Source organism: Caballeronia sp. AZ1_KS37 (assembly GCF_023631165.1).
GTDB classification, from domain to species: Bacteria; Pseudomonadota; Gammaproteobacteria; order Burkholderiales; family Burkholderiaceae; genus Caballeronia; species Caballeronia zhejiangensis.
In genome coordinates this window covers 43,544-67,454 of the sequence record NZ_JALQDP010000037.1, presented here as the reverse complement: position 1 = coordinate 67,454, position 23,911 = coordinate 43,544, and the positions used below count along the sequence as shown (strand labels likewise).

At 64.3% G+C, this 23,911-nt stretch carries 20 protein-coding genes; 12 read left to right on the top strand and 8 right to left on the bottom strand.

Features of this window, described 5'->3' with window-relative positions; translation table 11 throughout:
• The first annotated feature begins 2 nt into the window (after positions 1-2).
• From cyoB to NCS00_RS24625, 7 genes are all read left to right on the top strand, one after another.
• Positions 3-2,012, top strand: coding sequence for a cytochrome o ubiquinol oxidase subunit I (cyoB, locus tag NCS00_RS24655; RefSeq protein ID WP_175982659.1), 2,010 nt, complete (start codon positions 3-5; stop codon positions 2,010-2,012).
• Entirely contained in the window at positions 2,012-2,620 is a 609-nt protein-coding gene (gene cyoC / locus NCS00_RS24650; protein WP_008349103.1) for a cytochrome o ubiquinol oxidase subunit III, read from the top strand. Before cyoB ends, cyoC begins: the two co-directional genes overlap by 1 nt.
• Positions 2,620-2,952, top strand: coding sequence for a cytochrome o ubiquinol oxidase subunit IV (cyoD, locus tag NCS00_RS24645; protein WP_008349105.1), 333 nt, complete (start codon positions 2,620-2,622; stop codon positions 2,950-2,952). Before cyoC ends, cyoD begins: the two co-directional genes overlap by 1 nt.
• Positions 2,953-3,134: 182 nt before the next feature.
• A complete protein-coding gene (locus NCS00_RS24640; RefSeq protein WP_008349107.1) occupies positions 3,135-3,662 on the top strand; it encodes a 2,4'-dihydroxyacetophenone dioxygenase family protein in 528 nt (175 codons plus the stop codon).
• A 56-nt stretch (positions 3,663-3,718) separates the two neighbouring features.
• Positions 3,719-5,020 carry an MFS transporter gene (locus NCS00_RS24635; protein WP_008349109.1) on the top strand — a complete coding sequence of 434 codons (1,302 nt, stop codon included), beginning with the start codon at positions 3,719-3,721 and terminating at the stop codon, positions 5,018-5,020.
• A gap of 11 nt (positions 5,021-5,031) precedes the next feature.
• Positions 5,032-5,742: an SDR family NAD(P)-dependent oxidoreductase gene (locus tag NCS00_RS24630; RefSeq protein ID WP_250441231.1), complete on the top strand. Its 711-nt coding sequence runs from the start codon at positions 5,032-5,034 to the stop codon at positions 5,740-5,742.
• 10 nt (positions 5,743-5,752) lie between these two features.
• Positions 5,753-6,550: an IclR family transcriptional regulator gene (locus tag NCS00_RS24625; protein ID WP_175982662.1), complete on the top strand. Its 798-nt coding sequence runs from the start codon at positions 5,753-5,755 to the stop codon at positions 6,548-6,550.
• Between the two features lie 4 nt (positions 6,551-6,554).
• Here NCS00_RS24625 and NCS00_RS24620 read toward each other — a convergent pair whose 3' ends face one another.
• Positions 6,555-11,603 (bottom strand): autotransporter outer membrane beta-barrel domain-containing protein, encoded by a 5,049-nt coding sequence (locus NCS00_RS24620; RefSeq protein WP_250441230.1) that lies wholly within the window; start codon positions 11,601-11,603, stop codon positions 6,555-6,557.
• Between the two features lie 237 nt (positions 11,604-11,840).
• Positions 11,841-13,277, bottom strand: coding sequence for an AarF/UbiB family protein (locus NCS00_RS24615; protein WP_250441229.1), 1,437 nt, complete (start codon positions 13,275-13,277; stop codon positions 11,841-11,843).
• 151 nt (positions 13,278-13,428) lie between these two features.
• Between NCS00_RS24615 and NCS00_RS24610 the strand changes: the two genes are divergently transcribed.
• Together NCS00_RS24610 and NCS00_RS24605 are read left to right on the top strand one after the other, a co-directional pair.
• A complete protein-coding gene (locus tag NCS00_RS24610) occupies positions 13,429-14,343 on the top strand; it encodes a serine hydrolase domain-containing protein (RefSeq protein ID WP_250441228.1) in 915 nt (304 codons plus the stop codon).
• A gap of 156 nt (positions 14,344-14,499) precedes the next feature.
• Positions 14,500-14,910 carry a hypothetical protein gene (locus NCS00_RS24605; RefSeq protein ID WP_008349118.1) on the top strand — a complete coding sequence of 137 codons (411 nt, stop codon included), beginning with the start codon at positions 14,500-14,502 and terminating at the stop codon, positions 14,908-14,910.
• Here the strand turns inward: NCS00_RS24605 and NCS00_RS24600 are convergent.
• Complete coding sequence (locus NCS00_RS24600; RefSeq protein WP_175982666.1) at positions 14,886-15,353, bottom strand: response regulator; 468 nt, start codon at positions 15,351-15,353, stop codon at positions 14,886-14,888. The two genes, NCS00_RS24605 and NCS00_RS24600, sit on opposite strands and share 25 nt — an antisense overlap.
• 219 nt (positions 15,354-15,572) lie before the next feature.
• On the opposite strand from NCS00_RS24600, the gene NCS00_RS24595 reads away from it, so the two are divergent.
• Positions 15,573-15,812, top strand: coding sequence for a hypothetical protein (locus NCS00_RS24595; protein WP_175982667.1), 240 nt, complete (start codon positions 15,573-15,575; stop codon positions 15,810-15,812).
• On the opposite strand, the gene NCS00_RS24590 is transcribed toward NCS00_RS24595, so the two are convergent.
• The 3 genes from NCS00_RS24590 to NCS00_RS24580 are packed head-to-tail and all read right to left on the bottom strand — an operon-like array spanning position 15,809 to position 20,088.
• Positions 15,809-17,356 carry an efflux transporter outer membrane subunit gene (locus NCS00_RS24590; RefSeq protein WP_250441227.1) on the bottom strand — a complete coding sequence of 516 codons (1,548 nt, stop codon included), beginning with the start codon at positions 17,354-17,356 and terminating at the stop codon, positions 15,809-15,811. The two genes, NCS00_RS24595 and NCS00_RS24590, sit on opposite strands and share 4 nt — an antisense overlap.
• Before the next feature lies 1 nt (position 17,357).
• A complete protein-coding gene (locus NCS00_RS24585; protein WP_008349125.1) occupies positions 17,358-18,944 on the bottom strand; it encodes a DHA2 family efflux MFS transporter permease subunit in 1,587 nt (528 codons plus the stop codon).
• Between the two features lie 4 nt (positions 18,945-18,948).
• A complete protein-coding gene (locus tag NCS00_RS24580) occupies positions 18,949-20,088 on the bottom strand; it encodes an HlyD family secretion protein (RefSeq protein WP_250441226.1) in 1,140 nt (379 codons plus the stop codon).
• 273 nt (positions 20,089-20,361) lie between these two features.
• On the opposite strand from NCS00_RS24580, the gene NCS00_RS24575 reads away from it, so the two are divergent.
• Positions 20,362-20,904 carry a universal stress protein gene (locus NCS00_RS24575; protein WP_250441225.1) on the top strand — a complete coding sequence of 181 codons (543 nt, stop codon included), beginning with the start codon at positions 20,362-20,364 and terminating at the stop codon, positions 20,902-20,904.
• Here NCS00_RS24575 and NCS00_RS24570 read toward each other — a convergent pair.
• Complete coding sequence (locus NCS00_RS24570) at positions 20,883-21,629, bottom strand: IclR family transcriptional regulator (RefSeq protein ID WP_008349131.1); 747 nt, start codon at positions 21,627-21,629, stop codon at positions 20,883-20,885. The genes NCS00_RS24575 and NCS00_RS24570 overlap by 22 nt on opposite strands.
• A gap of 101 nt (positions 21,630-21,730) precedes the next feature.
• Between NCS00_RS24570 and NCS00_RS24565 the strand changes: the two genes are divergently transcribed.
• On the top strand, positions 21,731-22,903 hold the full coding sequence (locus NCS00_RS24565) for a fumarylacetoacetate hydrolase family protein (RefSeq protein ID WP_008349133.1): 1,173 nt from the start codon (positions 21,731-21,733) through the stop codon (positions 22,901-22,903).
• Between the two features lie 6 nt (positions 22,904-22,909).
• On the opposite strand, the gene NCS00_RS24560 is transcribed toward NCS00_RS24565, so the two are convergent.
• Positions 22,910-23,893 carry a substrate-binding domain-containing protein gene (locus tag NCS00_RS24560; RefSeq protein ID WP_033536490.1) on the bottom strand — a complete coding sequence of 328 codons (984 nt, stop codon included), beginning with the start codon at positions 23,891-23,893 and terminating at the stop codon, positions 22,910-22,912.
• Positions 23,894-23,911: the final 18 nt, after the last annotated feature.

Genomic DNA, 23,911 nt, shown 5'->3' with positions numbered 1-23,911 from the left:
CCATGTTCGGCAAACTAACGCTTGAGGCGATCCCGTACCACGAGCCAATCATCATGGGGGCGACCGTCTTCATGGCGGTCCTCGCGCTCGGTACGGTCGGCCTTATCACTAAACTCGGCAAATGGGGCTGGCTCTGGCGCGAGTATCTGACTTCGGTCGATCACAAGCGCATCGGCGTCATGTATCTGGTCGTCGCCGGGCTGATGCTCGTGCGCGGCTTCGCCGACGCCGTCATGATGCGCGTGCAACAGGCCATCGCGCTCGATGGGCCCGGCTATCTGCCGCCGCATCACTTCGACCAGATCTTCACGGCCCACGGCACGATCATGATCTTCTTCATGGCCATGGCGCTGCTGGTCGCGTTCTTCAACCTCGTCGTGCCCTTGCAGATCGGCGCGCGTGACGTGGCGTTCCCGTTCATCAACTCGCTGTCGTTCTGGATGACGGCCGTCGCCGCCATTCTGATCAACCTGTCGCTGTTCATCGGCGAGTTCTCGACGACGGGCTGGCTCGCGTATCCGCCGCTCTCCGAGACGCAGTTCAATCCGGGCGTCGGGGTCGACTACTACATCTGGGCGTTGCAGTTGTCCGGCGTCGGCACGCTGCTCACCGCGGTGAACTTCTTCGTGACGATCGTGAAGATGCGCGCGCCCGGCATGACGTGGATGAAGATGCCGGTCTTCACGTGGACGGCGTTCTGCTCGAACGTGCTGATCATGGCGACGTTCCCGATCCTGACCGTCGCGCTCGCGCTGCTTGCGCTGGACCGTTACCTCGGCATGCACTTCTTCACGAACGACGGCGGCGGCAACCCGATGGTCTACCTGAACCTGATCTGGGCCTGGGGTCATCCTGAGGTCTACATCCTGGTTCTGCCCGCCTTCGGCATTTACTCGGAAGTGGTCGCGACGTTCTCGAAAAAGCCGTTGTTCGGCTACAAGACGATGGTCTGGGCCACGTGCTGCATCATGGTGCTGTCGTTCCTCGTGTGGCTGCACCACTTCTTCACGATGGGCTCGGGCGCTAACGTCAATGCCTTCTTCGGCATTATGACGATGGTCATTTCCATCCCGACCGGCGTGAAGATCTTCAACTGGCTCTTCACGATGTACCGAGGCCGCGTGCAGATGACTTCGCAAATCCTCTGGACCATCGGCTTCGTCATCACCTTCACGCTGGGCGGCATGACGGGCGTGATGCTCGCGATTCCCGGCGCGGACTTCGTGCTTCACAACAGCCTGTTCCTGATCGCGCACTTCCATAACGCGATCATCGGCGGCGTGGTGTTCGGTTACTTCGCCGGCATTTCGTACTGGTGGCCGAAGGTGTTCGGCTTCAAGCTCGACGAAAAGCTCGGCAAGAGTGCGTTCGTGTGCTGGTTCGTGGGCTTCTTCGTCGCGTTCGTGCCGATCTACATCCTCGGCTTCATGGGTGCGACGCGCCGCCTGAATCACTACGACGACCCGTCGTGGCAGCCGTTCTTCATCGCCGCTGCCGTGGGCGTGGGCATCATCGCGCTGGGCGTCGTGTTCCAGGTCGCGCAGATCGTGGTCAGTATCATCCGCCGCAATCAGCCTGCGTATCGCGATGTCACCGGCGATCCGTGGGGTGCGCGCACGCTCGAGTGGTCCATCAGCTCGCCGCCGCCGGTCTATAACTTCGCGAATATTCCCGCTGTGCGCGAACTCGACGACTTCGCCGATGCCAAGGAACACGGCCGCATCGATACGCGTCCGTACCGCGACATCCACATGCCGTCGAATACGAGCGCGGGTCTGGTCATCGGCCTGTTCGCGCTGGCCTTCGGTTTCGCGGCTATCTGGCACATCTGGTGGCTCGCTGCTGCAAGCATGGTCGGCATCTTCGCGACGGCTATCGGTTACAGCTTCCGCGATAACGCCGGCTTCATCATCCCGGCCGCGACCGTGAAGTCGACCGAAGAGCGCAATCGTCCGCCGAAGACGCCTGCGAAGGCCGGCTCGGCTCGCGAACTCGAACTGGAGGCAATGTAATGTCGCAATCGACGCTATCCGCGCAACACGCGCATGGCCATGAGCACGAGCACCAGTCGCATTCGGTGTTCGGCTTCTGGGCCTATCTGATGACCGACTGCGTGCTGTTCGCGTCGCTCTTTGCAACCTTCGCGATGTTCGCGATGCAGACCGCAGGCGGCCCGACGCCCAAGGATCTCTTCAACCTGAAGGACGTCGCGTACGAAACGGGCCTGCTTCTCACGAGCAGCCTGACCTTCGGTCTCGCGATGATCTCGGCGACGCGCCGCAAGTCGGGCGCGGTGCTCGCGTGGCTGTTCGTCACGTTCCTGCTGGGTGCGGGCTTCCTCTTTCTGGAAATGCAGGAGTTCGCGCATCTGATCGCTGAAGGCGCGGGTCCGCAACGCAGCGCATTCTGGTCGGCGTTCTTCACGCTCGTCGGCACGCACGGTTTGCACGTGTCCATCGGCATGATCTGGCTGGTCGTGTTGGCCGTGCAGATCGCACGCAATCCGCAAATGAACGAACGCGAATTGCGCCGTCTCGCTTGCCTGAGCCTTTTCTGGCACTTCCTCGACATCGTCTGGATTTGCGTGTTTTCCTTCGTCTACCTTGGGAGCGTCGTCTGATGGCACATGCTCATACCGAAACAAGCGATTTCCCGCACGTCACCGTGCGCGGTTATCTCATCGGCTTCGTGCTGGCTGTCGTGCTAACTGTGGCGTCGTTCTGGGCCGCGACCTCGGGCGCGTTCAAGGGCGAAAGCGCGATCGTCGCGCTCGCCGTGCTGGCCGCGGTGCAGGTGATCGTGCATGTGGTGTTCTTCCTGCACGTCAATTCGTCGAAGGGACAGCGCTGGCATGCGATCTCGTTTGCCTACACCATTCTCATGTCGCTGATTCTTATCGTCGGCACGGTTTGGGTGATGCATAACGTGCACATGCTGATGATGGCGCGCTAATCGCTCGGCTTCATCGCGTGATCTAAGGCGGACCTGCCGGTCCGCCTTTTTTTTCGTCCGTCGAAAAGGCGGTATCTGCACGAATTCATCATCCGTTGAAGAATCTTGACAATTCGCGGAACGAGGAAGAATATCTGTCCATAATTTGATTCACGAATCCACAATATGGACAAGGAGACGCGATGACCGCGCCGAAACCCGCGGCGGATGCCATGACGCCGTATCAACTTCCCTTCCCTAAAGAAGCGCAAAAGGAAATCGTCGTGCCGAGCGCGATTCCCGCCGACGAGCGCGAATGGGTGCCGCAGGCCGAAAACGTCTGGTTCCGTCCGCTGTGTCTGAACGTGTCGACCGGCTACTGGATGAACCTCCTGCGCGTGCGCAAATCCGGCGTGCTGTCGCGTCATCGTCATCCGCAGGCGGTCCACGGCATGGTGCTCAAAGGCCGCTGGCGCTATCTCGAACATGACTGGGAAGCGACCGAAGGCAGCTATGTCTTCGAGCCGCCCGGCGAAACGCACACGCTCTATGTTCCCGAAGACGTCGAGGAAATGATCACGTACTTCCAGGTGAACGGCGTGATGTTCTATTGCGACCCGTACGGCAACTACACCGGCTACGAAGACGTCTTCACCAAAGTCGACATGTGCCGCAAGCATTACGAATCGGTCGGACTCGGTGCCGACTTCGTCGATCAATTCATTCGCTAGCATCCACCCAAACTCAACCCTCTAACAGACTCGACAGAGCATTCGGAGGAGACAACATGCTGGAAAAATCACCGCGCCTGAAGCGCATTCAGTGGGTCGCGCTCACTTTTCTGACGCTCGCGGGCATCGTGAATTATCTCGATCGCAGCACGCTCTCGATCGCGAATCACTCCGTCACGCAGGAGCTCGGCCTCTCCGCCTCGCAGATGGGCCTGCTGCTCTCCGCGTTCTCGTTCGCGTACGCGTTCTCGCAGTTGCCCATCGGCGTGATGCTCGACCGCTTTGGCGCGCGCATCATGCTCGGCCTCGGCATGTTCGTGTGGTCGGTCGCGCAGTTGTTCGGCGGGCTCGTCACGAATCTGCATCAGTTTCTCGCGGCGCGCATCGCGCTCGGCATCGGCGAGGCGCCGCAATTTCCGGCGGGCGCAAAGGTCGTGTCCGAATGGTTCGCGCAACGCGAACGCGGCAAGCCGACGGGCATCTTCGTCACGTCATCGACCATCGGACCCGCGCTCGCGCCGCCCATCCTCACCGTGCTCCTGCTGTCCTTCGGCTGGCGCAACATGTTCATCATCATGGGCGCGCTCGGGATTGCGGTGTCGATCGGCTGGTACATCGTCTATCGCAACCGGAAGGACGTGAAGCTCGAATCGCAAGAACTCGCGCATCTGACCGAGGGCGAACCGGCGCAGCGCAAGGAACGCAACATGACGTTCGCGGAATGGCGCGGCCTTTTCGGCAAGGCGACGACGTGGGGCATGATCTTCGGCTTCATGGGCGTGATCTACATGGTGTGGCTGTATCTCACGTGGCTGCCCGCGTATCTCGAACACGAGCGTCATCTGACGATCGCGAAGACCGGCTGGGTCGTGACGATTCCGTATCTCGCGGGCACGCTCGGCATGCTCTCGTCGGGCTTCATCGCCGATGGTTTGATGGCGCGCGGCGTCGCCCCGATCCGCAGCCGCAAGTGGCCGATCTGCTCGGGACTCATCGGCGCGGCGCTGTTCACCGTGCCCGCCGCGTTCACGCCGAACCTGACGCTCGCGATCGCCTATCTGTCGGCGGCGATGTTCTTCGTCAACATGGCGAGCGGCGCCGCGTGGGCGCTCGTTTCCGTTGCCGCGCCGCGCCACATGGTCGCGTCGCTCGGCAGTATCCAGAACTTCGGCGGCTACTTCGGCGGCTCGTTTGCGCCGTTCATCACGGGCCTCGTCGTCGACAAGACGCATTCGTTCGTGAACGCGTTCCTGATCAGCGCGGGCGTCGCGTTCGCTGCTGCGCTCGTCTACATGTTCGTCGTGCGCGCGCCGATCGAGGACGCGGAGCGCCAGACCGAACCCGTTCCCGCCGTATGAATCGCACCGATATGACTTTTCAAGCTGATCTCTTCAAGGGCAAGACCGTCGTCGTGACCGGCGGCACGCAGGGCATCGGCGCGGGCATCGCGCAGCAATTCGCGGCGCTCGGCGCGCGCGTGATCGCCGCCGGCCTAGCGCCGACCGACGCGCCCGGCATCGAAGTCGTCGAACTCGATGTCGCCGATGCCGCCAGCGTCGCCGCGCTCTTTGCGCGTATCGATTCGCTCGACGTGCTCGTCAACTGCGCGGGCATGATCCGGCGCGGCGACGAGCACGACATCGAAACATTCGAGCGCGTGATCGCGGTGAATCTCAACGGCACGATGCGCATGTGCGCCGCCGCGCGTCCACTGCTCGCGCGCAGCAAGGGTTCGATCATCAACACGGCGTCGATGCTGACGTTCTTCGGCGGCGGACTCGTGCCCGCGTACAGCGCGAGCAAGGGCGGCGTCGCGCAACTGACGAAATCGCTGGCGATCGCCTATGCCGGCGAGGGCATCCGCGTGAATGCCGTTGCGCCCGGCTGGATCGCGACGCCGCTCACGCAAGCGCTGCAGAACGACGACGGCCGCTCGCAAGCGATCCTCGACCGCACGCCGATGAAGCGCTGGGGCTTGCCGGAAGACGTCGCGCGCGTGACGGCGTTTCTCGCGTCACCGGCGGCGTCGTTCATGACGGGCGCGATCGTACCCGTCGATGGCGGCTATCTCGTGGCATGATTCCCGCATCATGCCCTCAGACACCGCTTCCCTCGACGCCGCCAAGGCCACCGGCACCGCCGCCTTCTCGAAGTTCATGGCGGTGCTGCAACTCATTGCCGATGCCGGCGAACCGCCGACCATCGCGCGTCTCACCACGGCGAGCGGTTATCCGCGTCCGACGGTCTATCGCATCGTCGGCGCGCTAATCGCGGAAGGCCTGGTCGTCGAAAGCGTGCGCGGCGGATGTTACGCGCCCGGCCCGCGGCTGATGTCGCTCGCGAGCCGCAGCTGGGAGCGCTCCGATTTGCGCATCGCGGCCACCGACGCGTTGCAGGCGCTGCGCGACGCGACGCAGGAGACGGTGCATCTGGCAGTGCGCAGCGGCTCCGAGATGGTGTACATCGAGAAGCTCGAAAGCCCGCATGCGGTTCGCATGGCGTCGCGCATCGGCACGCGCGTGACGCTGTATTCGAGTTCCGTCGGCAAGGCGTATCTGTCGACGCAATCGCCCGCCGAACGCGATGCATTGCTGCATGGCCTGAAGTTCGAACGCTTCACACCGAACACGATCACCGATCGCGCCGCGCTCGACGCCGAACTCGACGCAACCCACGCGCGCGGCTATTCGGAAGACCGCGAGGAAAACGAGGCGCAGATTTTCTGCTACGGCAGCGCGATCGTCGGCGCGAATGGCGTGACGCTCGGCTGCGTGAGCATCAGCATTCCGCTGTTCAGAAAGAGCGCGACGCCGCTCGAAACCTACGTCGAGCCGCTGAAGGACGCGTCGCGCGCGATCGCGGAGCGTATGTCGCCGGGTACGCGTTGAAACGTCACCACACGTAGCGCGCGCCGACCAGACCTTCGTAGTTGTGATACCCGCCGTTGCCACCCTGATAGCCGAAGTTGGCCCACGCGCGCCATTGTTTGCCGAGCTGTCCCTGCGCGCCGACCTTGATCTCGTAGCGATTGTTCGGCCCGTCCTGCGACGCGACGACGTTGTTCAACGAAACCGCGTTGCCGCCCGTATCGTGCAGCCAGTTCACTTCGACGAAGGGCAGCCACGCGCGTGACTTTTCCGGGACGGGCGTCGTGAAAAGGCGCACGCCGAGGCGCGTCGTCAGATTCGTGCCGTTTTCGCTGTGAACCGTCGTGCCGACGCCGTTCGCAAAGTGATCGTCCTGCGAATAGTTTGAGTAAACCAACTGAAGCTGCGGCTCCGCGAACACCGGCCCGATGGACGTGTTCGCGACCGGCAGCGCCCATCCGCCTTCGACGGAATACGCCCACATGTGGCTCGAATACGTGTCGCCGGGAAGACCCTGACTATCGATCGAGTTGTTGAAATGCGCGTACTGCAGCCAGGTATCGACGTACGGTCCGGCGGCGCTCGCCGCGTTGCCGTGCCACGTCGCGTACACGCCGCCGCTCGCACCGTTGACATTGCCGCGCGCGGTTGCGCTGTTGTTCTGCGCGCTGGCATCCGTGCGCGATGAACCATAGCCCGCCATCAGCCCGACCTGAAAGCGCTGATTGTCGACCACGCGACGATAGACATCGATGCCGGCCTGAAACATCGCCGAATCCGTCGATTCGTCGATGCGCCCGCCGAGCGCGTTGCTGTCCGTATGCCCGCCGCGCACGCGGACCCACGCTGTCGAATCGTTCGATGCCGCGCCGTTGGCGGAGAACTGATCGGGAAAGCCCGCGCGATCGTGATATGTCTGCACGAACATGCTCTGCGCGGCTGCCTGATTGCCGAGATACGCGCCGGGCTCGGGCGGCAGCAACGCGCTCGTGCGCAAGTACCAGTCGCCGTCGTCGGGCGTATTCACGCCGCCCTTCGCGAGCGTGTATTCGTTCAGCCCCGCGATCACGCGGCCGTTCAGCGTGAAGACGCCGTCGGACTGGCCATCGACCTGAACGATCTGGATGCCGTTGTTCGTGAGTCCGCCCGATCCGTTCGCGTTGCTGACCCTGACCGATGTCTGGCCCGCCGTGTTGCCTTTCACGACGAGACGGTCGGTCGGCGAATCGTCCGTGGCGAGCGCGCTGGAAAGTGCGAGTTGTCCGCCGTTGCCCGTGTAATTGCCGTTGACCGTCAGCGTGCTCGCGGGCGTGACGCTCGCCATGCGGATCTGGCCGGCGTTCGTCAACGATCCGCCGATGACGAACTGTCCCGCAGGACCGTTGGTGAAGCCGGGCGCGGCGTCAGCGACCGCGAGCACGCCGTTGTTGACCACTGAGCCGCCGACGCCGCCGTACCCGCCGAACGTCGCGCCGGACGCGACGTTCACTTGCGGCGTGTTGGCGAGCTGTGCGCCGTTGGCGAGCACGAGCGATCCGGCGTTGACCTGCGTCGTGCCGGCGTAGGTGTGAACGCCCTGCAGTACGACGCTGCCGCTGCCTTGCTGCACGACGCTGCCGCTACCGCTGATCGCGCCGCCGTAGTTGTACGTGTTGCTGCGATCGAAGACGAGCGTGCCGTTATCGACGATATTGCCCGCAACGCCGCCCGACGCGCCGCCCGCGCCCAGCCGCAGCGTGCCCGCCTCGATGGTCGTCGCGCCGGGATACGTGTTGTCGCCGCTCAGCGTCAGGGTGTTCGCGCCGGTCTTGGTCAAATTGCCATTGCCGCTGATGACGCCGCTCAGGGTCGTATCGGTGTTGTTGTTCGCGGTGAGCGTCGCGCCGCCGAGCGTGACGTTGCCCGCGCCGGAAAGGCTGTTCGCCTGCTGATCGAAGCCGTTCAGATCGAAGGTCGTACCCAATGCCAGCGCGACTTGCGAACTCGCCGCGATCACGTTCGCCGCGCCCGCCTGGAGCGTGCCGCCATTGACGAGCGTGGCGCCGGTGTACGTGTTGACCTGTGAGAGCGTCAGCCTCCCTGCGCCCGCCTTGGTGAGCGTCTTGCCGTCCCAGTTCGTCGCGGGGTTGGCGGCCTGGTCGGCGAGCGGGGCTTCGAGATTGAACGAATCGCCGGCATCGGGCAGCGTGAACAGGCCGTTCGCCTTTTCGGGCGTCGTGCTGTAAGCGGCGTACCACGTCAGGCCGACGCCAACATCGAAGCTGTTCGGGCCGTAGGCCGCCGTCACCGTCGCGAAATCGACGTTGGTGGATGGCGAGCCGCCGATTTTCAGCGTATCGAACGTGCCGCTCAGGCCGTTCGTCGTGCGGATCTCCGGAATCACCGATGATGCCAACTGTTGCGGCGTCGCATTCGCTGGCGCCTTGAATCCCGCGAGATCGAAGGACGCGCCGGGTGCGATCGTAGCCGTGCTCGCGGTGATGGCGGTCGACGCGCCGCCCGCCACGTTGGCGAGCGTGCCGTTCATCGCGAAGTTGTTGCCCACGGACAATTGCGATTGCGACGACAGCAGCGTGACCGCGCCCGCGGCCGTCGTGAAATCGCCGGTCGTTGCGAACGCGCCGTTCTGGGCAAACGCAAGCGTGCCCGCATTGACGGCGACCGACCCTTGCGACGACCCGGTGCCACTCAGTAACGCCAGCCCCGCGCCGGTCTTGACCAGCGCGCCCAGTCCGCCCAACACGTTCGGCAACGCGCCCGCGCCCGCCATATCGAGTTGCAACGTCGCGTTGTTCGTGACATTGCCCGCGCCGAGCGCGTTGCTCGCCGCCGCGACCAGCGTGCCCGCGCCGATCACCGTATCGCCTGTATAGCTGTTCGCGCCGCCCAGCGTGAACGCGCCCGGGCCGAGTTTGATGAGTCCGCCCGTGCCGCTGATCTGGCCATCGAAGCGGGTATCGGCGGTGCTGTTTTGCCTGAGCGTCGCGCTGCCGAGCGTGACGTTGCCCGCGCCCGAAAGGTTGGAGACGAGCTGCGGCAGATTGTTGAGGTCGAACGTCGCGCCTCGCGCGATCTGCACGTCGCCGCTGCTCGTGATTGCGTTGCCGACGCCAGCCCGCAGCGTGCCGCCGTTGATGAGCGTGCTGCCCGAGTAGCCGGCGGGCGCCGAGACGATCAGCGTGCCGGGGCCGCTTTTCGTGAGCGTGCGGCCGTCCCATCCGCTGGCGAAAACGCCGAGGCGATTATTCAGCGGCACGTCGACATCGAAAACATCGGACGGCGCGCCGAGCGTGAACACGCCGTTGCCCTGCTGCGGCCCGGCGTTCCACGTCAGGCCGAAGCCGACGGTGTAGCTCAGGTTATCCGCGGTCTTCGCGCCGGAGACCGTCAGATAGTCGATCGGATTCGGCGTGCCTCCGAAGCCCACGTTGGTGAAATCGCCCGTGATGCCGCCCGTCGTCTGGACGATCGTGAACGCCGTGGATGTGAGGGCGCTCGCCGTGTGAGGCACATTCGGGCCGAAGCCGCTCACGTTGAGCGTGCCGAGAAGTCCGGCGTTGGCCGCCGTGACGACGGGCTGCGTCGAATCGAGTCCGACCGTCAACTGGCTATTCGCCGACTGCGTGAACGTCGAGCCGACGCTTATCGTCGCGCCTGGCGAAAGCGTCGTGCCCGCGCCCGACCCCGTCGACCATGTGCCTGCATTGAATGCGCCCGTTTGCCCGAGAACGAGCGTGCCCGCGTCGACCTGCACGGAGCCTTGCGTCGAACCAACGCCCGTCAGCACCGCGCTGCCCGGCCCCGCGAACACCAGCGATCCCACGCCGGACAACGCGCCGCCCAGACCGACGGAATTTTGCGGTTTGAGGCTGAGCGTACCGTTATTGACGAAATCGCCCGATACCACCGAGCCGAGCGTGAGTGTTCCGCCCGAATCGATGAGCGTTCCGCCGCCGCCTTCCTGCGTCAGCGCGCCGTCGAGCGTCAGATTGCCGGTCACATGCAGCGCGGACGACGAACTTCCGCCCAGCGCTGCTCCCCCGTGCAAGGTCCAGTCACTGCCCGCGCTCGCCGTCAATTGCCCGAAGCCGTTACCCGGCGTGGCCACGAGACCACCATCGAGCGTGCCCGACCCGTTGAGCGTGACGGCATTGCCCGCGCCCTGGCTCAGAATCGCAACGTTGTTGGCGCCGGCGAGCGATGCGCCGCCGTTCAGCGTGACCGCGTTGTTCGCGCCGGCGAGCACGACGGCCGGTTGCGCCGAGCTCGAAATGATGCCGCTGTTTTCGAGAACGCCGCCGCTCTGCAACTGCACGCCGGGTCCGAGATTGCCAATGATCTGCCCCGAACCGCTGTTGTCGATGCGAACCGTGCCGCTCGATGCGCTCACCACGCCGCCGCGATGCCCTTCGATCGTGCCGTCGTTGACGATGACTACATTGCCCGACACGATCGCGACGCCGCGTCCGAGCACCGCATCGCCGCTGCCCGAGCCGATCGTCGCCCCCGCATGGTTATTGATGATGACTGCCGCCGACGAATCGATCATCACGCCATCGCTCGACGACTTCACAATGCCCGCGCCGGCTGTCTGGCTGTCGATCGTGCCGAAGTTATCGATGCTTCCGCCCGTCGCCCCTCGATACGCGATCGCCTGCCCGATTCCCGCGCTGATGTCGCCGCTATTGGCGACGTTGTTGACCGCCCCGCCGCCGCTCATCACGACGCCGGAGACGTTGCCGAATATCTGTCCAGTCGCGGCGTTGGTCAGCGAGCCCCGGACGTTGTATCGAACGGCGGCGAGTCCGGTCAATGTGACGATCATGCCCGCGTTGTTCAGCGTCGCGCCGGGCTGACCGGCGACGGTGATCGCATCGCCGAGCACCGCCGACACACGCGTGTCCGGATCGACGCTATAGGTGAGATCGTCCGAGACGGTGACGCCGTCGAAGGTCGAATTGATCGGCCCGGCGTGGCTCGACGCGGCGAACGCCAGCAGAGTCGCCGCGGACAAAGGCTTCAGAGTGGTACGGAACAAAGTGCACTTGAGATGACCATCTCGCGATTTGCTCATGTCCTTGCTCCATCTTCTTGTCAACAGGCAGCCCAAACCGATCGATACGCCATTCTAGGAAACCACACCAGAAAAATATATAAGCTCTCCTCTTCGTTCATGAAACTCGATGTGCGTTTCCACAATTCGTTGACGCATTGCATAGCATTCCTTCGAATTTACGAAGACGAAGAAAATATGCAACGATGCGAACAACTGTTGCTGCGGAGAGAAAAATGAAACGCTTCGCTGCGCCCCTCAGTCCCGCCGAAACGCGCCCGCCGCATCCGCCCGCTGTGCGATGAGCCGCGGCAGACGCGGCAGTGTGTGCGGCCAGTGCGTCGCTTCGTGCGCAAAGCGCGCCGCCATGCTTCTGAAGCCGATCTGATCCGCCGCGAGCCGCACGATGACCCTGCGCGCGATCTTCCATACGTCGACGTCCGGCGCGATGTCCTCCGCAAGGCGCTCGATGCGTTCCGCCGAACGCGCGAGCAGCACCGCGCGCGACGCGATGCGCCCGTGCGACGCGCTGAACATATGTTCGGCGGGCGCCTTGCCGATCGCGCCGAACAGATGCGCGACACCGACCTTGCTGCGTGCGTGCGGCGAAGCAAAGCGCTCGGCTTCGCGCCGATACGTCGCTTCGACGCGCACTTCGTGATGCGTCGCATGCGTCTCGGGCCGGCCGTGCTCGAGATGTGCGCGCGCGGCCGCCTTGTGATCGCCCTCCATCAGCGCATGCGATACGCCGACGATGAAGTCGCGCTCGTGCGCCGCGAAGAACATCATCGGATTGTCGGCTTCCAGCACGATTTGCCCGCGCGTCTCGCCTTCGATGCCCACGCGCGCGCCCGCCGCGTCCAGTCCCGCGTGATACAGCCCGACGCCCAGCGCCATTTCGAAGAACGCTTCGATGAGCGTCGCGAGGACATCGGCCTGATCGAGCCCGCATGACGCGAGCGCTTGCGCATCCGACAGTGCGGCCGTTTCGATCGCGCGTGTCGTCAGCACCGAGTCGTTGCAATAGTCCCAGAGCACTTCTGGCACGGCGAGACGCGCGTCGTCGCGCAGGCGAAAGCGCAAGTAGCTCTGATCGGCGGCGCGCTGGCGCAAGTCGATCATCGCATCGACGCTCTCGCGTGAACGGCGCACCCATTCCACCGGATGCATCTCGCGCGCCTTCGCCGAACGGCGTTCCGCGAAACGCGCAGCCGCGAGCGCGAGGTCGAGATCGTCAGCGAGTTCGGCATGCGCGTCGGCGCGCAATAGCGTGACGCGCACCGCCATATCGCGGATGCGAGCACGATGCGTCTGCTCCGCGATGCCCGAGCGCAACGGCACCGCGCTCAACTCGGTGAGTTCGAAGGAAAGCGCGGGCGGGAATGCGGCTCTGCAAGCGTCGCGAAAGCGCGTTGCGTCGTACGGCGTGAAGAGCCCGTCGAGTTCGGACAGCGCGACGCGCACCGCCGTTTCGGCAAGCGCCGGATGACTCGCGAGCGCGCCGGACGCGTTCTCCAGCACGCGCGAAAGTTGCGAAAGCGCGGGCACGCCCGCCGCCAGCGGCGCGGCGCGCGCGCCATGCGTGGCGAAGAAGCGCGCGACGCGCGTCATCGCTGCGCCGTCGCCGGTCAGATGGCTTTCGCGGACGAACGCCCGGCCAAGACGCCAGAGCGTCGCGAGTCGTCGGACTGACAAATTCGGGCTCGCTGAAAGTGAGTTGAAACCGCTGAAAGGCTGCGATGCCGCCGTGCGTGGCATCCGGATTGCTGACTGTGTAACACGATTCGTTCCTGCATGCACGCGGACGAAACGAAGCCTTCCTCATTTACTTCGTGATCCTTTTTAAATGACGACTTCTTCCTTACGCGAAGCGCTGACGAACGAATCCGGCGTGCGAAGCTTCATCGTCGCGCACGACGATGCGATCGCGTTCGAACATTATCGTGAGGACGTGACGCCGGAATCGCTCGAAAACATCAACTCGGCCACGAAGACCATCGTCGCGCTTGCCGTCGGCGCGGCGCTTCGCGAAGGCGCGCTTCCGCCGCTCGATACCCCCGCCGCGCGCCTTGTGCCGCCCATGTGCGACACGGCGCTCGATCATCGCGTGCAGCGCATCACGCTCAGGCATCTGCTCATGATGACATCGGGATTCGAATGGGACCAGCGCACCATCGACGACTGCGTGCTCGGCAGTTGCGAGCGCTTCTCGGACGATGAAAGCCGGCTGCGCTTCATTCTCTCGCGGCCCTTCGCGAGCGAGCCGGGCACGCGCTTTCAATACGATTCGCACGCGGTCCAGTTGCTGTCGCTGGCGCTCGAATCCGCGACGGGGCGCACGCTCGCCGATTACGCGCGCGACACGCTGTTCGCGCCGCTCGGCATCGAAGCGAGCGAATGGATCAGCGACGAGGACGGTCACACGTTCGGCGGGCGCGGTCTCCTGCTGCGCGCACGCGACATGATTTCGCTCGGCCTTCTGATGATGCATCGCGGCGCATGGCGTGGCGCGCGCATCGTCGAGGAAGCGTTCATCGACGATGCCATGTCGGTGCAAAGCGACGGCGGCCCGCCGATGGACGCGCAATACGGCTATCTCTGCTGGATCGATCCGCGTTATGTCTTCGCGGCGGGACACGGCGGCCAGTTCATCTTCATCGCCCAACGAGAGCGGATCGTCGCGGCCACGACGCGCGATAGCGGCGATGCACATCGCAACATGCGCGACCTGTTCGAGCGCCATGTGCTCGACATGGCGTGAAAGAGACGGCGCGACTGTATCTTTTTGTCGATGCACATTTCGGATTAATCTCAATACGGTATCTTATAAATGCGTCGCCTGGACGCATTCACATCAAGATCGAGAAAACTTCGAGCGCCGTGCACGAAGACTCATAACGATAAAAAGAGAGGCGCCATGCAACACCATTCCGAACCGCCGATGGCGAAAGCGATGTACATCCTTGGGCAGATCGGCGCGATCATCTGTCACGAACGCGGGCCGCGCCCGCAGACCGCGGTGCTGACGAAAATGGCATCGCGCCCCGCCGAGGGTTTCTCGATAGCTGTTGCGAGCATGAACGAAATGTGCCCGCCGCGGCGCGGAGAGCGCCGCGCGCTGCTGCAGTGGAAGCACAAGGAGATCGGGCGCCTGCGCCGCATGCTGCCCGATCCGCTGCCGACGGCTGCATCCGCGCATACGCAGATGCCGTTCTGGGCCGGCTATTGTCAGTACTGGGAAGACATGTTGAAAGCGGACGCAGAGCGCGATGTCGAACCATTCGCGCCGAAGCTCGAACTCGTTCAGCGCAAGCGCACCGATGCATGATCGCCCTCGCCTTGACGCGCCGAGAAATAATCGCGCAGCACCGCGATCATGCCGTCGAGTTCGGTCGGCTTGACAAAGTAGCCGTTGAAGCCGGTGCGCTGCGCGCGCGACAGATCCTGCGGATCCGTGCAACTCGTATGCGCGAGCAGCAACATCGACAGATCGATGGCGCGGATCGCTTCGGCCGCTTCCCAGCCATCGCCGAGCGGCATCATCAGATCGAGCAGTACGACGCCCGGCCGCCACTTGCGCGCGAGCGACACGGCGTCGAGGCCCGTGTGCACCGCGCGCACGGTGAAGTCGGCGTCTTCGAGCGCGAGACAGATCGCGCGCGTCGCGTCCATGTCGTCATCGGCGATGAGCACGCGCGGCTCGTCGCAGCACGTCGCGCGCGGCGGAATCTGCCACAGCGCTCGCGTGGAAACACGTTCGTGTCGTTGCATCGTTCGGGCCTCGGAATGAACGGAGATGACAGCAACGATCATTCCCTCGCGGGCCCGCAAAAGCGTGGCGTCAGGCGGCATGCGGCGCGCCGACGTTACACTTCGGGATTACCCGGTGGCTGTCGCGGCGCGTCGATGCACGCGCGCCGTGCAGGATTTGCATCGTCGTCGCATGAGCGTCGACGATGGTGCATTCATCTCCAAACGAGAGGCTAATCGATGTTCGTCGTGTATTGGCTTGGCGACAACCCTGACGCCGAAGGCGCGGCACGCTACAAGCGCTTCGATGCGAACGCGCTCGCCGATGCGCTGCGCTTCGCCGAAGACCTGCGCCGCCGTCAAGCCGCTGGCGAGAACATCGGCTTCGTCACGCTATGCAGTGAAAACCCGCATTCGGTCGGCAAGCCCGGCGTCGCCGATCCGCCCGCCGACTACGACTGGAAAAAGCGCAGACGTTAGTTTTGCGCGGTCGCGGATGCGTCGTCCTGCCATCCGCCGCCGAGCGACTTGTACACGGCGATGAGATCGGTCGTCACGTTGACGGTCGATTGCGCGAGCTGCTCGCGCGTCTGCGCAAGCTGACGTTCGGCATCGAGCACGGTCACGAAAGGCGTGAGTCCTTTGCGATAACTGTCCGTCGCGAGTTGCAGGCTGACGCGATTCGCCTCGACCGTGCGCGTGAGCGCCGCGCGCCGGTCCTGTTCGGTCCGATACGAAACCAGCGCGTTATCTACTTCCTGCAACGCGTTGAGCACCGTCTGCCGATACTGCAACGCCGCTTGCCCCGCCTGCGCCTTCGCCACGCGCACGTTCGCGCGCAACGCGCCGCCTTCGAAAATCGGCAGCGAAATGCTCGGCCCGACCGACCAGAACAGGCTCGACCAATGCGCGAGATAGCGCGCCTTCGTTGCACGCGTGCCGACCTGCCCAGTTAGTGAGATATCCGGATACATCTGCGCCACCGCGACGCCGACTTCAGCGGTCGCGGAATGCAGTTGCGCCTCCGCGCGGCGAATGTCTGGACGACGGCGCGCGAGCGTCGACGGCAAGCCGATCGGCACGACCGGCGGCACCGGCGGCAACGCGCGCGCATCGGACAGTTCCGCGTCGAGCGTGCCCGGCGCGTTGCCGGTCAGCACGGCGAGACCGTTCATCGCCTGCGCGATCTGCGCATCGAGCGTCGGCAGTTGCGCCTGCAACGATCCGACTTGCGCGCTCGCGCTCTGCACGTCCTGCTGGCTCGTCAGGCCGACGCGCGCCTGTTCGCGCGTGAGATCGAGAATCTGCTCTTCGGCGTCGATCTCGGCGAGTGTGATCTGCTTGATCGCCTGCGCGCCGCGCAATTGCGCATACGTGCGTGCGACTTCCGATTCGAGCGAAACGAGCGCGTCGTTGCGACTTTCGATTTCAGCCTGCGTCTGCGCATTCGCCGATTCCACCGAACGCCGCACGCGGCCAAAAAGATCGAGTTCCCACGATGCGTCGAAGCCGTCCTGAAACAGCGTGACCGGACCGGTCGCGGAATCGAGTCCCTGACGGATCTGCGCGCCGTTCGCGCCGAGACCGTCGAGCTTGTCGTACACGCCTTGCGATTCGAGCAGGCCTTTCAAGCCGAGTTGCTGACGCTTCACGCTCGCATTCGCGCTCAACTGCGGCAAGCCCTGCGCCGCCGCCGACACGCTCTCTTCCCGCGCCGCCGCGATGCGCAGCACCGCGCTCTGCAAATCGAGATTGCCCGCGATGGCGCGTTCGATCAGCGCATCGAGCGTCGCATCGTTGAACTGCTTCCACCAGCGCGGATCGGGATCGGCGGAAGTCTGCGCCGTCGATGGCGCGTCGGCATAGGGCACGCGCGGATCGTCCGGCGCGTTCTGCGCGCGCTGCGTGTCGCGCCAGTTATCGGGAACATCGGCTTTCGGCGGCGTGAAATCCGGGCCGACCGCGCACGCGCTCAATGCGAGCGCGAACATCGGAATGAACGGAATGATTGGACGCAGCTTCATCTCAATGCCCTCCCGCCTGGCCCGAAGCCTTCACGGGCGAAAAGAAAAACGTGAGCGGTATGAACATGAACGCGAAGATCGCGCACGCGGCGAACACGTCGAGATACGCGAGGATGGTCGCCTGCGATACGAGCGTCTTGTACATCTGCCCGGTCGCGGCGGACATCGCTTGCGACATCGTCTGGCCACTGTCCATCAGCGTGCGCGCGATGCGTTGCACCGACTCGTTGTACGGCTGATTGAGCGGCGTCAGATGCTCGACCATATGCGCCATGTTCGCCTGCGTGCGCTCGCGGATCATCGCGGTCGCGAGCGAGATGCCGATCGATCCCGCGACGTTGCGAAACATCGTGAAGAGCGCGGAGGCATCGTTGTTGAGCGACTTCGGCAGTGACAGATACGCGAGCGTCGTGACCGGCACGAACAGAAAGCCGATGCCGATGGATTGCGCGCTGCGCATCTTCGTCAGCGTCACGTAATCGACGTTCGGCACGAGATGATGCGAATACAAGAGCGCGCATCCCATCAGAAAGAAGCCGAACGCGACGAGAAAGCGCGTCTGAATCACGTTCATCAGCTTGCTGACGACGGGAATCAGGAACACGATGCAGATCGCGCCCGGCGAGAGCACGAGGCCCGCGAGCGTCGCCGTGTAGCCGAGCTGCTGTTGCGCGAGCTGCGGTATCAGCACGGCGCTGCCGTACAGCACCGATGCGAATCCGACGATAGCCGCCGAACCGAGCGCGAAGTTGCGATCTTTCATCACGCGAAGATCGACGACGGGCCGCTTCGCGTACAGCAGCCAGAATGTCGCGCCGACGATGCCTACCGCCGCGAGCACCGCGAACGTCACGATGAAGTTCGACGCGAACCAGTCGTCGTCCTCGCCGCGATCGAGAAATACTTGCAGACAGCCGAGCCCGAGCGCGATGAGACTGATGCCGACCACATCGATGCCGATCTTCTTCGGGTCTTGCCGTTTTTCCCACGGCGGATCTTCGACGAACTGCATCACCGCGATGGTCGTCAGCACGCCCACCGGCACGTTGATGAGAAAGACCCAGCGCCAGGTGAAGTTATCGGTGATCCAGCCGCCGAGCGTCGGTCCGAGCACCGGCGCGACGACGATCGCGACCGCCGAGATCGAGAACGCGCGGCCGCGCTGCTCGGGCGGAAAGGTATCGAGAATGATCGATTGCTGGCTCGGTTGCAGGCCGCCGCCGAAGAAGCCCTGCAGAATCCGGAAGACGATCAGTTCACCGAGATTCGACGCGATGCCGCACATGAACGAGCAGACCGTGAACGCCCCGATGCAGATGAGAAAGTAGCGCTTGCGCCCGAGTATCTTCGAGAAGTACGCCGAAAGCGGCAGCACGATGCCGTTCGCGACGAGATAGGACGTGAGTGTCCACGTCGCTTCGTCGTAGCTCGCGGACATCGTGCCGGAAATGTGCGGCAGCGCGACGTTCACGATGGTCGTGTCGAGCACTTCCATGAACGCCGCGAGCGTGACGACCACGGCGATGAGCCACGGATTCGCGCTCGGCTTCCAGCCGCTGTGGTCGTGTTCCGCGGTGCTGTCGCTCATGATGTCAATGGCGCAGCATGACGGTCGGCACGACCGAAAGCCCGAGCGGCAGCGATGTGCCCGGCTTCAATCCATCGTCGATGACGATCTTCACCGGCACGCGCTGAACGATCTTCACGAAGTTGCCCGTCGCGTTTTCGGCGGGGAACGCGGAGAAGCGCGATCCGCTGCCGAGCTGCACGCTGTCGACGTGGCCGTGCAGCTTCATGTCGGGATACGCATCGACCTCGATATCGACCTTGTCGCCCGGCTGCATCCGATCCAGTTGCGACTCCTTGAAGTTCGCGCTGATCCAGACGCGCGTCGTGACGAGCGAAAGTATCGACGTGCCCGCCTGCAGGAACGTGCCGTATTGCACGTTGCGCTTCGTGATCCAGCCATCGGCGGGCGCGCGCAGTTCCGTGTACGAGAGATTCAGTTGCGCCGATTCGACTTGCGCCTGCGCCTGCCGCACTTGCTGACGCCGCTCCTCGACGGTCGCCACGACTTGCGCGATCTGCTGCGGCACGAGGCTCGCGGTGCGGACCTGCGCACGCGCCTGCGCGACGTTCGCCTGCGCGCTCTTTTGCTGCGCGTCCGCGGTGTCGATGTTTTGTTGCGACGTCGCGCGGATATCGACGGAATGCTGCCGCTCGTACGCCGCGCTCGCCTGCGCGAGATTGGCGCGCGCGTTGAGTTCCTGCGCCTGGGCCTCTGCGAGCTGCGCGGGATACTGCACGCGCGCCACTTCGAGCTGCGTTTGCGCCGCGTGCAGTTGCGCCTGCGCGAGACCGAGCTGCGCGTTGGCCTGATCGAGTTGCGCCTGATAATCGCGCGGATCGATCCTGATGAGCAGATCGCCTTTGTGCACGAAGCGGTTGTCGTCGATGTTCATCGTCACGACATAGCCCGATACCTTCGGCGCGATCGTGACGGCATCGCCGTCGGTGTAGGCGTCGTCGGTGCTGACCTGATTGCGCGTCAGGAACCACCAGACGAACGCGCCGATCGCCAGCACCACGACGACGACGCCCAGAATGATCAGCGGCTTTTTGCCGGGCTTCTTGCGCGCTTTGTCTTCCGCTTTGTCGCCGTCGTCTTTCGCGTCCTTGCGATCATTCTCGCGCGCTTCGTCTTGAGTATCGGAGTCGTCTCGGTCTGACATCGCCGCTCGCTATCGGGTAATCGGGTGAGACCCGGACGAACGCCGGGCGAAGTTGCGCGAATGCCGGAGCGCTCGGACGCTCGATGGAGGCATTCGGAAGGCACACGATCAGCAAACGGTATTCCCTTACGGTTTCGATACGCGAAGGCGCAGCGGCGCGGGCGCAATGGCCAGCGATTTAAGCCGCTTTGTAAAAGATGCAATTGCGCGCTCATTTCCCGCTAACTTTGCGAGCCGATCATCCGCTCTGAACCAAACAGACGGAGACTCATCATGTACAAGCACATTCTCGTCGCGGTCGGCACGAGCCTCAGCGAAAGCGCCCTGACCACCGCCATCACGCGCGCCCGCGACTGCAACGCGCGGCTGACCGCGCTGCACATCGTCGATCAGGCGCCGTGGTGGGCCATCGTCACCGCCGACAGCAATCCGGGCGAAACGCTCGATGTCATCGAGGATCACGCGCGTGCCGTCACGCGCTATGCGGCGCGATTAATCGATAGCGCGGGCATCGACGGCATTGCGCGTAGCGTCACGCAGCCGCTCGACGGCACGAGCGTCGGCGAACTGATCGCGCGCGAGGCGAAAGCGGCGGGCGCGGATCTGATCGTGCTCGGCGGCGAGGCGGAAACCGGCTGGCGGCACGGCGAAGCGCGTCTGCGCGATGTAGTGTGCTCGCACGCAACATGCGACGTGCTGATCGCGGCGCACGCGAGCGCACCGCTTTCCGCAGGAACCGATCACGCGCGCGTCGCCGCTTCGTCGGCCTGCGCTGGCACGCGCGTATCACATCGTCAGAGCGCGCCGCGCAGGTGAGCTGCAAGCTGCACGATGCCGATCGAAATCTGCTTCTCACGTTTCGGATCGAGCCGGCCGACCGGCACGCTCGTCGATACCGCGACGCGCTTGCCCGCCGGCGTCATCCCGACGTAAGCCGCGAAACACGCGAGGCCTTCCGCGACTTCCTCGCGCTCGACCGCGAGACCGCTCGCGCGAATCGACGCGAGTTCGCGCAGTAGCGCCGCGCGCCGCGTGATGGTGCGCGGCGTCACCGCTTCGAGACGGTCGGGCAGGCGCTCGATCACGGCTTCATCGGTCATTCCGGAAAGCAGCGCCTTGCCGAGCGCGCAGCAATGCGCGGGCAGACGCGAGCCGAGATCCGACACGAGCCGCACCGGACGATGCGCGTCCTCGCGCGCGATGTAGACAACCTGCACGCCGTCGAGCACGGCGAGCTGCACGACCTCGTTGTGCTTGTTGATGAACGCGCCGGCGCCTTCGCGAAACGCGGCTTGCAGCTTGTCGTGCCGCACATAGGCGTTGCCGAGCTCGAAGAGACCGACGCCGATCATGTAGCCGTCGTCGCGCTTTTCGATCCATTGCATGCGCGCGAGCGTTTCCAGCATCAGATAAAGCGTGCTGCGCGAGAGGCCGGTTTGTTCCGCGAGCGCGGCCGCACGCACCGGTTTCGCGGCGGCGGCGAGCGCTTCGAGAATGTCGCTGGCGCGGCGCAGCGCGGGAACGTCGTAAGTTTTTTCCATGACCGCATTATTCCAACAGGTTGGACATTTAATCAACCCAATGGACACTCTTCGACACGCGGGCTACGATCGGCATTCCTCTCCCGCCTGTCATCGCATTCATGCAAACCGTCAACGTCTCCTCCTGTCTGCCCGAAGATTTCGCCGACGCCGTGCTGATCGGCCGTGTCTGGCGCCCTGCGCCCGTGAACGGTCCCGCCGTCGTCGCGGTGCGCAAGGGCGAAGTGTTCGACATCACGCGCGCCGCGCCGACCACCGCCGACCTCTTCGATCACGCCGATGCGCTCGACATCGCCCGCAACGCCGAAGGCGAGCATCTCGGCAACGTTCAGGATCTGCTGCAAGCGACGCTCGATGCATCGGCCGGCGGCCTGCGCCTGCTCGCACCCTGCGACGTGCAGGCGGTGAAGGCGTGCGGCGTCACGTTCGCGGTGAGTTTGCTGGAGCGCGTCATCGAAGAGCAGGCGGGCGGCGACGCAAGCCGCGCGCAGGAAGTGCGCGACACGATCAACAAGCTGATCGGCGCGGATCTGTCGAAGATCGAGCCCGGCTCGGACGCCGCGATGAAGCTGAAGGCCGAACTGGAGCGTCGCGGCGCGTGGTCGCAATACATGGAAGTGGGCATCGGGCCGGACGCGGAAGTGTTTTCGAAGTCGCAGCCGATGTCGTCGGTCGGGTTCGGCGCGGATGTCGGCCTGTATCCGACGTCGAAATGGAACAACCCGGAGCCGGAGATCGTGCTGGCGGTGAATGCGCGTGGCGAGATCGTCGGCGCGACGCTCGGCAACGACGTGAATCTGCGCGATATCGAAGGCCGCAGCGCGCTGTTGCTGGGCAAGGCGAAGGACAACAACGCGTCGTGCGCGATCGGCCCGTTCGTGCGTCTTTTCGACGAGCGCTTCACGCTGGATTCGGTGCGCGCGACGAGCGTGTCGCTGCGCATCGAAGGCGCGGACGATGGCTTCGTGCTCGAAGGCGTGAGCCACATGAGCGAGATCAGCCGCGATCCGGCGGATCTCGTCACGCAGACGCACGGCGCGCATCATCAGTATCCGGATGGATTCATGCTGTTCCTCGGCACGATGTTCTCGCCGATCAAGGACCGCGACACCGAAGGCGGCGGCTTCACGCATCATCTCGGCGATGTCGTGACGATCTCGACGCCCAGTCTCGGCGCGCTCGTCAATACGGTGAAGCTGTCGACGGAAATCGAGCCGTGGACGTTCGGGGTGCGGGCGCTGTATCGGAGTCTTGCGGCGCGGGGGCTGGTTTAACGCGCTCTAAGAAGCCCCGAACCGAAACCCCTTCGCTGCCCCTCTCGTCACCAGTTGCACCGGCGTTTCCATATACGGCGACAAGTCTCTCTGCCGCCGCTTCTCCACGAGCGCCTTCACCGCGACATCCAGACCGAACACCGCCTGCCGCGCGCCGAATTGCTCGACGGTCGCAAGCAGGCGGCCGTCGTCGAGCATCGGCTGCACGGTTTCGATGTTGTTGTAGCCCGTCACCAGCACGCGGCCCCTTTTTCCGGCGATGCGGATCGCGTCGATCGCGCCCATCGCGATGTTGTCGTTCGCGCAGAGCAAGCCGCGCAAGTCCGGATGCGCATAGAGCATCTCCAGCGCACTCGCCTTGCCGCTCACGAGGGTCCAGTCGCCGCTGTCGACGGCGGCGATACGCATGCCCGCCGCGTTCATCGCGTCCGTGAAGCCGACCGTGCGCTGCTGCGCGTTGCGATCGTTCGCCGGCCCGCCGATGATCCCGACTTCATCGCCCGCCTTCAGCTTCGAGCCGAGATACCCACCGACGAGCCTCGCCCCGCGCCGGCTGTCCGGTCCGACGAACGGAATCGTGACGCGCGCCGCGTCCTGCGCGGCTTCGTCGAAAGGATTGTCGATGGCGATTACGATGATGCCCGCCGCGATCGCCTTCGCCGCCACCGGCAGCAGCGCCTTCGAATCCGCCGGCGCGATGACGATCGCGTTGACCTTCGCTTCGATGAGCGACTCGACGATGTGAATCTGCCCGGCGACGTCGTTGTCGGTGAGCGTGCCGTTCGTCGTGAGATCGAGCTGCGATGCGTAATGGCGCTGATAGTTGCGCGCGCCTTCGATCATCGACACGACGAACGGATCGCCGAGCGACTTCATCACGAGCGCGACGGTCGCCTTGTCCGATGCCGCGCGCACGTCGCGCACGCGCGCGAACGCACACGCGCTCATGGCGCATGCGGCAAGCAGGCGGCGGCGGACGAGGCTCGTCATGAAATTTTGAGACGGATG

Excerpts from the sequence above, each read along its gene's own strand:
- cyoB (WP_175982659.1), top strand. The coding sequence starts at position 3 with ATGTTCGGCAAACTAACGCTTGAGGCGATCCCGTACCACGAGCCAATC.
- cyoC (WP_008349103.1), top strand. The coding sequence starts at position 2,012 with ATGTCGCAATCGACGCTATCCGCGCAACACGCGCATGGCCATGAGCAC.
- cyoD (WP_008349105.1), top strand. The coding sequence starts at position 2,620 with ATGGCACATGCTCATACCGAAACAAGCGATTTCCCGCACGTCACCGTG.
- NCS00_RS24640 (WP_008349107.1), top strand. The coding sequence starts at position 3,135 with ATGACCGCGCCGAAACCCGCGGCGGATGCCATGACGCCGTATCAACTT.
- NCS00_RS24635 (WP_008349109.1), top strand. The coding sequence starts at position 3,719 with ATGCTGGAAAAATCACCGCGCCTGAAGCGCATTCAGTGGGTCGCGCTC.
- NCS00_RS24630 (WP_250441231.1), top strand. The coding sequence starts at position 5,032 with ATGACTTTTCAAGCTGATCTCTTCAAGGGCAAGACCGTCGTCGTGACC.
- NCS00_RS24625 (WP_175982662.1), top strand. The coding sequence starts at position 5,753 with ATGCCCTCAGACACCGCTTCCCTCGACGCCGCCAAGGCCACCGGCACC.
- NCS00_RS24620 (WP_250441230.1), bottom strand. The coding sequence starts at position 11,603 with ATGAGCAAATCGCGAGATGGTCATCTCAAGTGCACTTTGTTCCGTACC.
- NCS00_RS24610 (WP_250441228.1), top strand. The coding sequence starts at position 13,429 with ATGACGACTTCTTCCTTACGCGAAGCGCTGACGAACGAATCCGGCGTG.
- NCS00_RS24605 (WP_008349118.1), top strand. The coding sequence starts at position 14,500 with ATGCAACACCATTCCGAACCGCCGATGGCGAAAGCGATGTACATCCTT.
- NCS00_RS24600 (WP_175982666.1), bottom strand. The coding sequence starts at position 15,353 with ATGCAACGACACGAACGTGTTTCCACGCGAGCGCTGTGGCAGATTCCG.
- NCS00_RS24595 (WP_175982667.1), top strand. The coding sequence starts at position 15,573 with ATGTTCGTCGTGTATTGGCTTGGCGACAACCCTGACGCCGAAGGCGCG.
- NCS00_RS24590 (WP_250441227.1), bottom strand. The coding sequence starts at position 17,356 with ATGAAGCTGCGTCCAATCATTCCGTTCATTCCGATGTTCGCGCTCGCA.
- NCS00_RS24585 (WP_008349125.1), bottom strand. The coding sequence starts at position 18,944 with ATGAGCGACAGCACCGCGGAACACGACCACAGCGGCTGGAAGCCGAGC.
- NCS00_RS24580 (WP_250441226.1), bottom strand. The coding sequence starts at position 20,088 with ATGTCAGACCGAGACGACTCCGATACTCAAGACGAAGCGCGCGAGAAT.
- NCS00_RS24575 (WP_250441225.1), top strand. The coding sequence starts at position 20,362 with ATGTACAAGCACATTCTCGTCGCGGTCGGCACGAGCCTCAGCGAAAGC.
- NCS00_RS24570 (WP_008349131.1), bottom strand. The coding sequence starts at position 21,629 with ATGGAAAAAACTTACGACGTTCCCGCGCTGCGCCGCGCCAGCGACATT.
- NCS00_RS24565 (WP_008349133.1), top strand. The coding sequence starts at position 21,731 with ATGCAAACCGTCAACGTCTCCTCCTGTCTGCCCGAAGATTTCGCCGAC.
- NCS00_RS24560 (WP_033536490.1), bottom strand. The coding sequence starts at position 23,893 with ATGACGAGCCTCGTCCGCCGCCGCCTGCTTGCCGCATGCGCCATGAGC.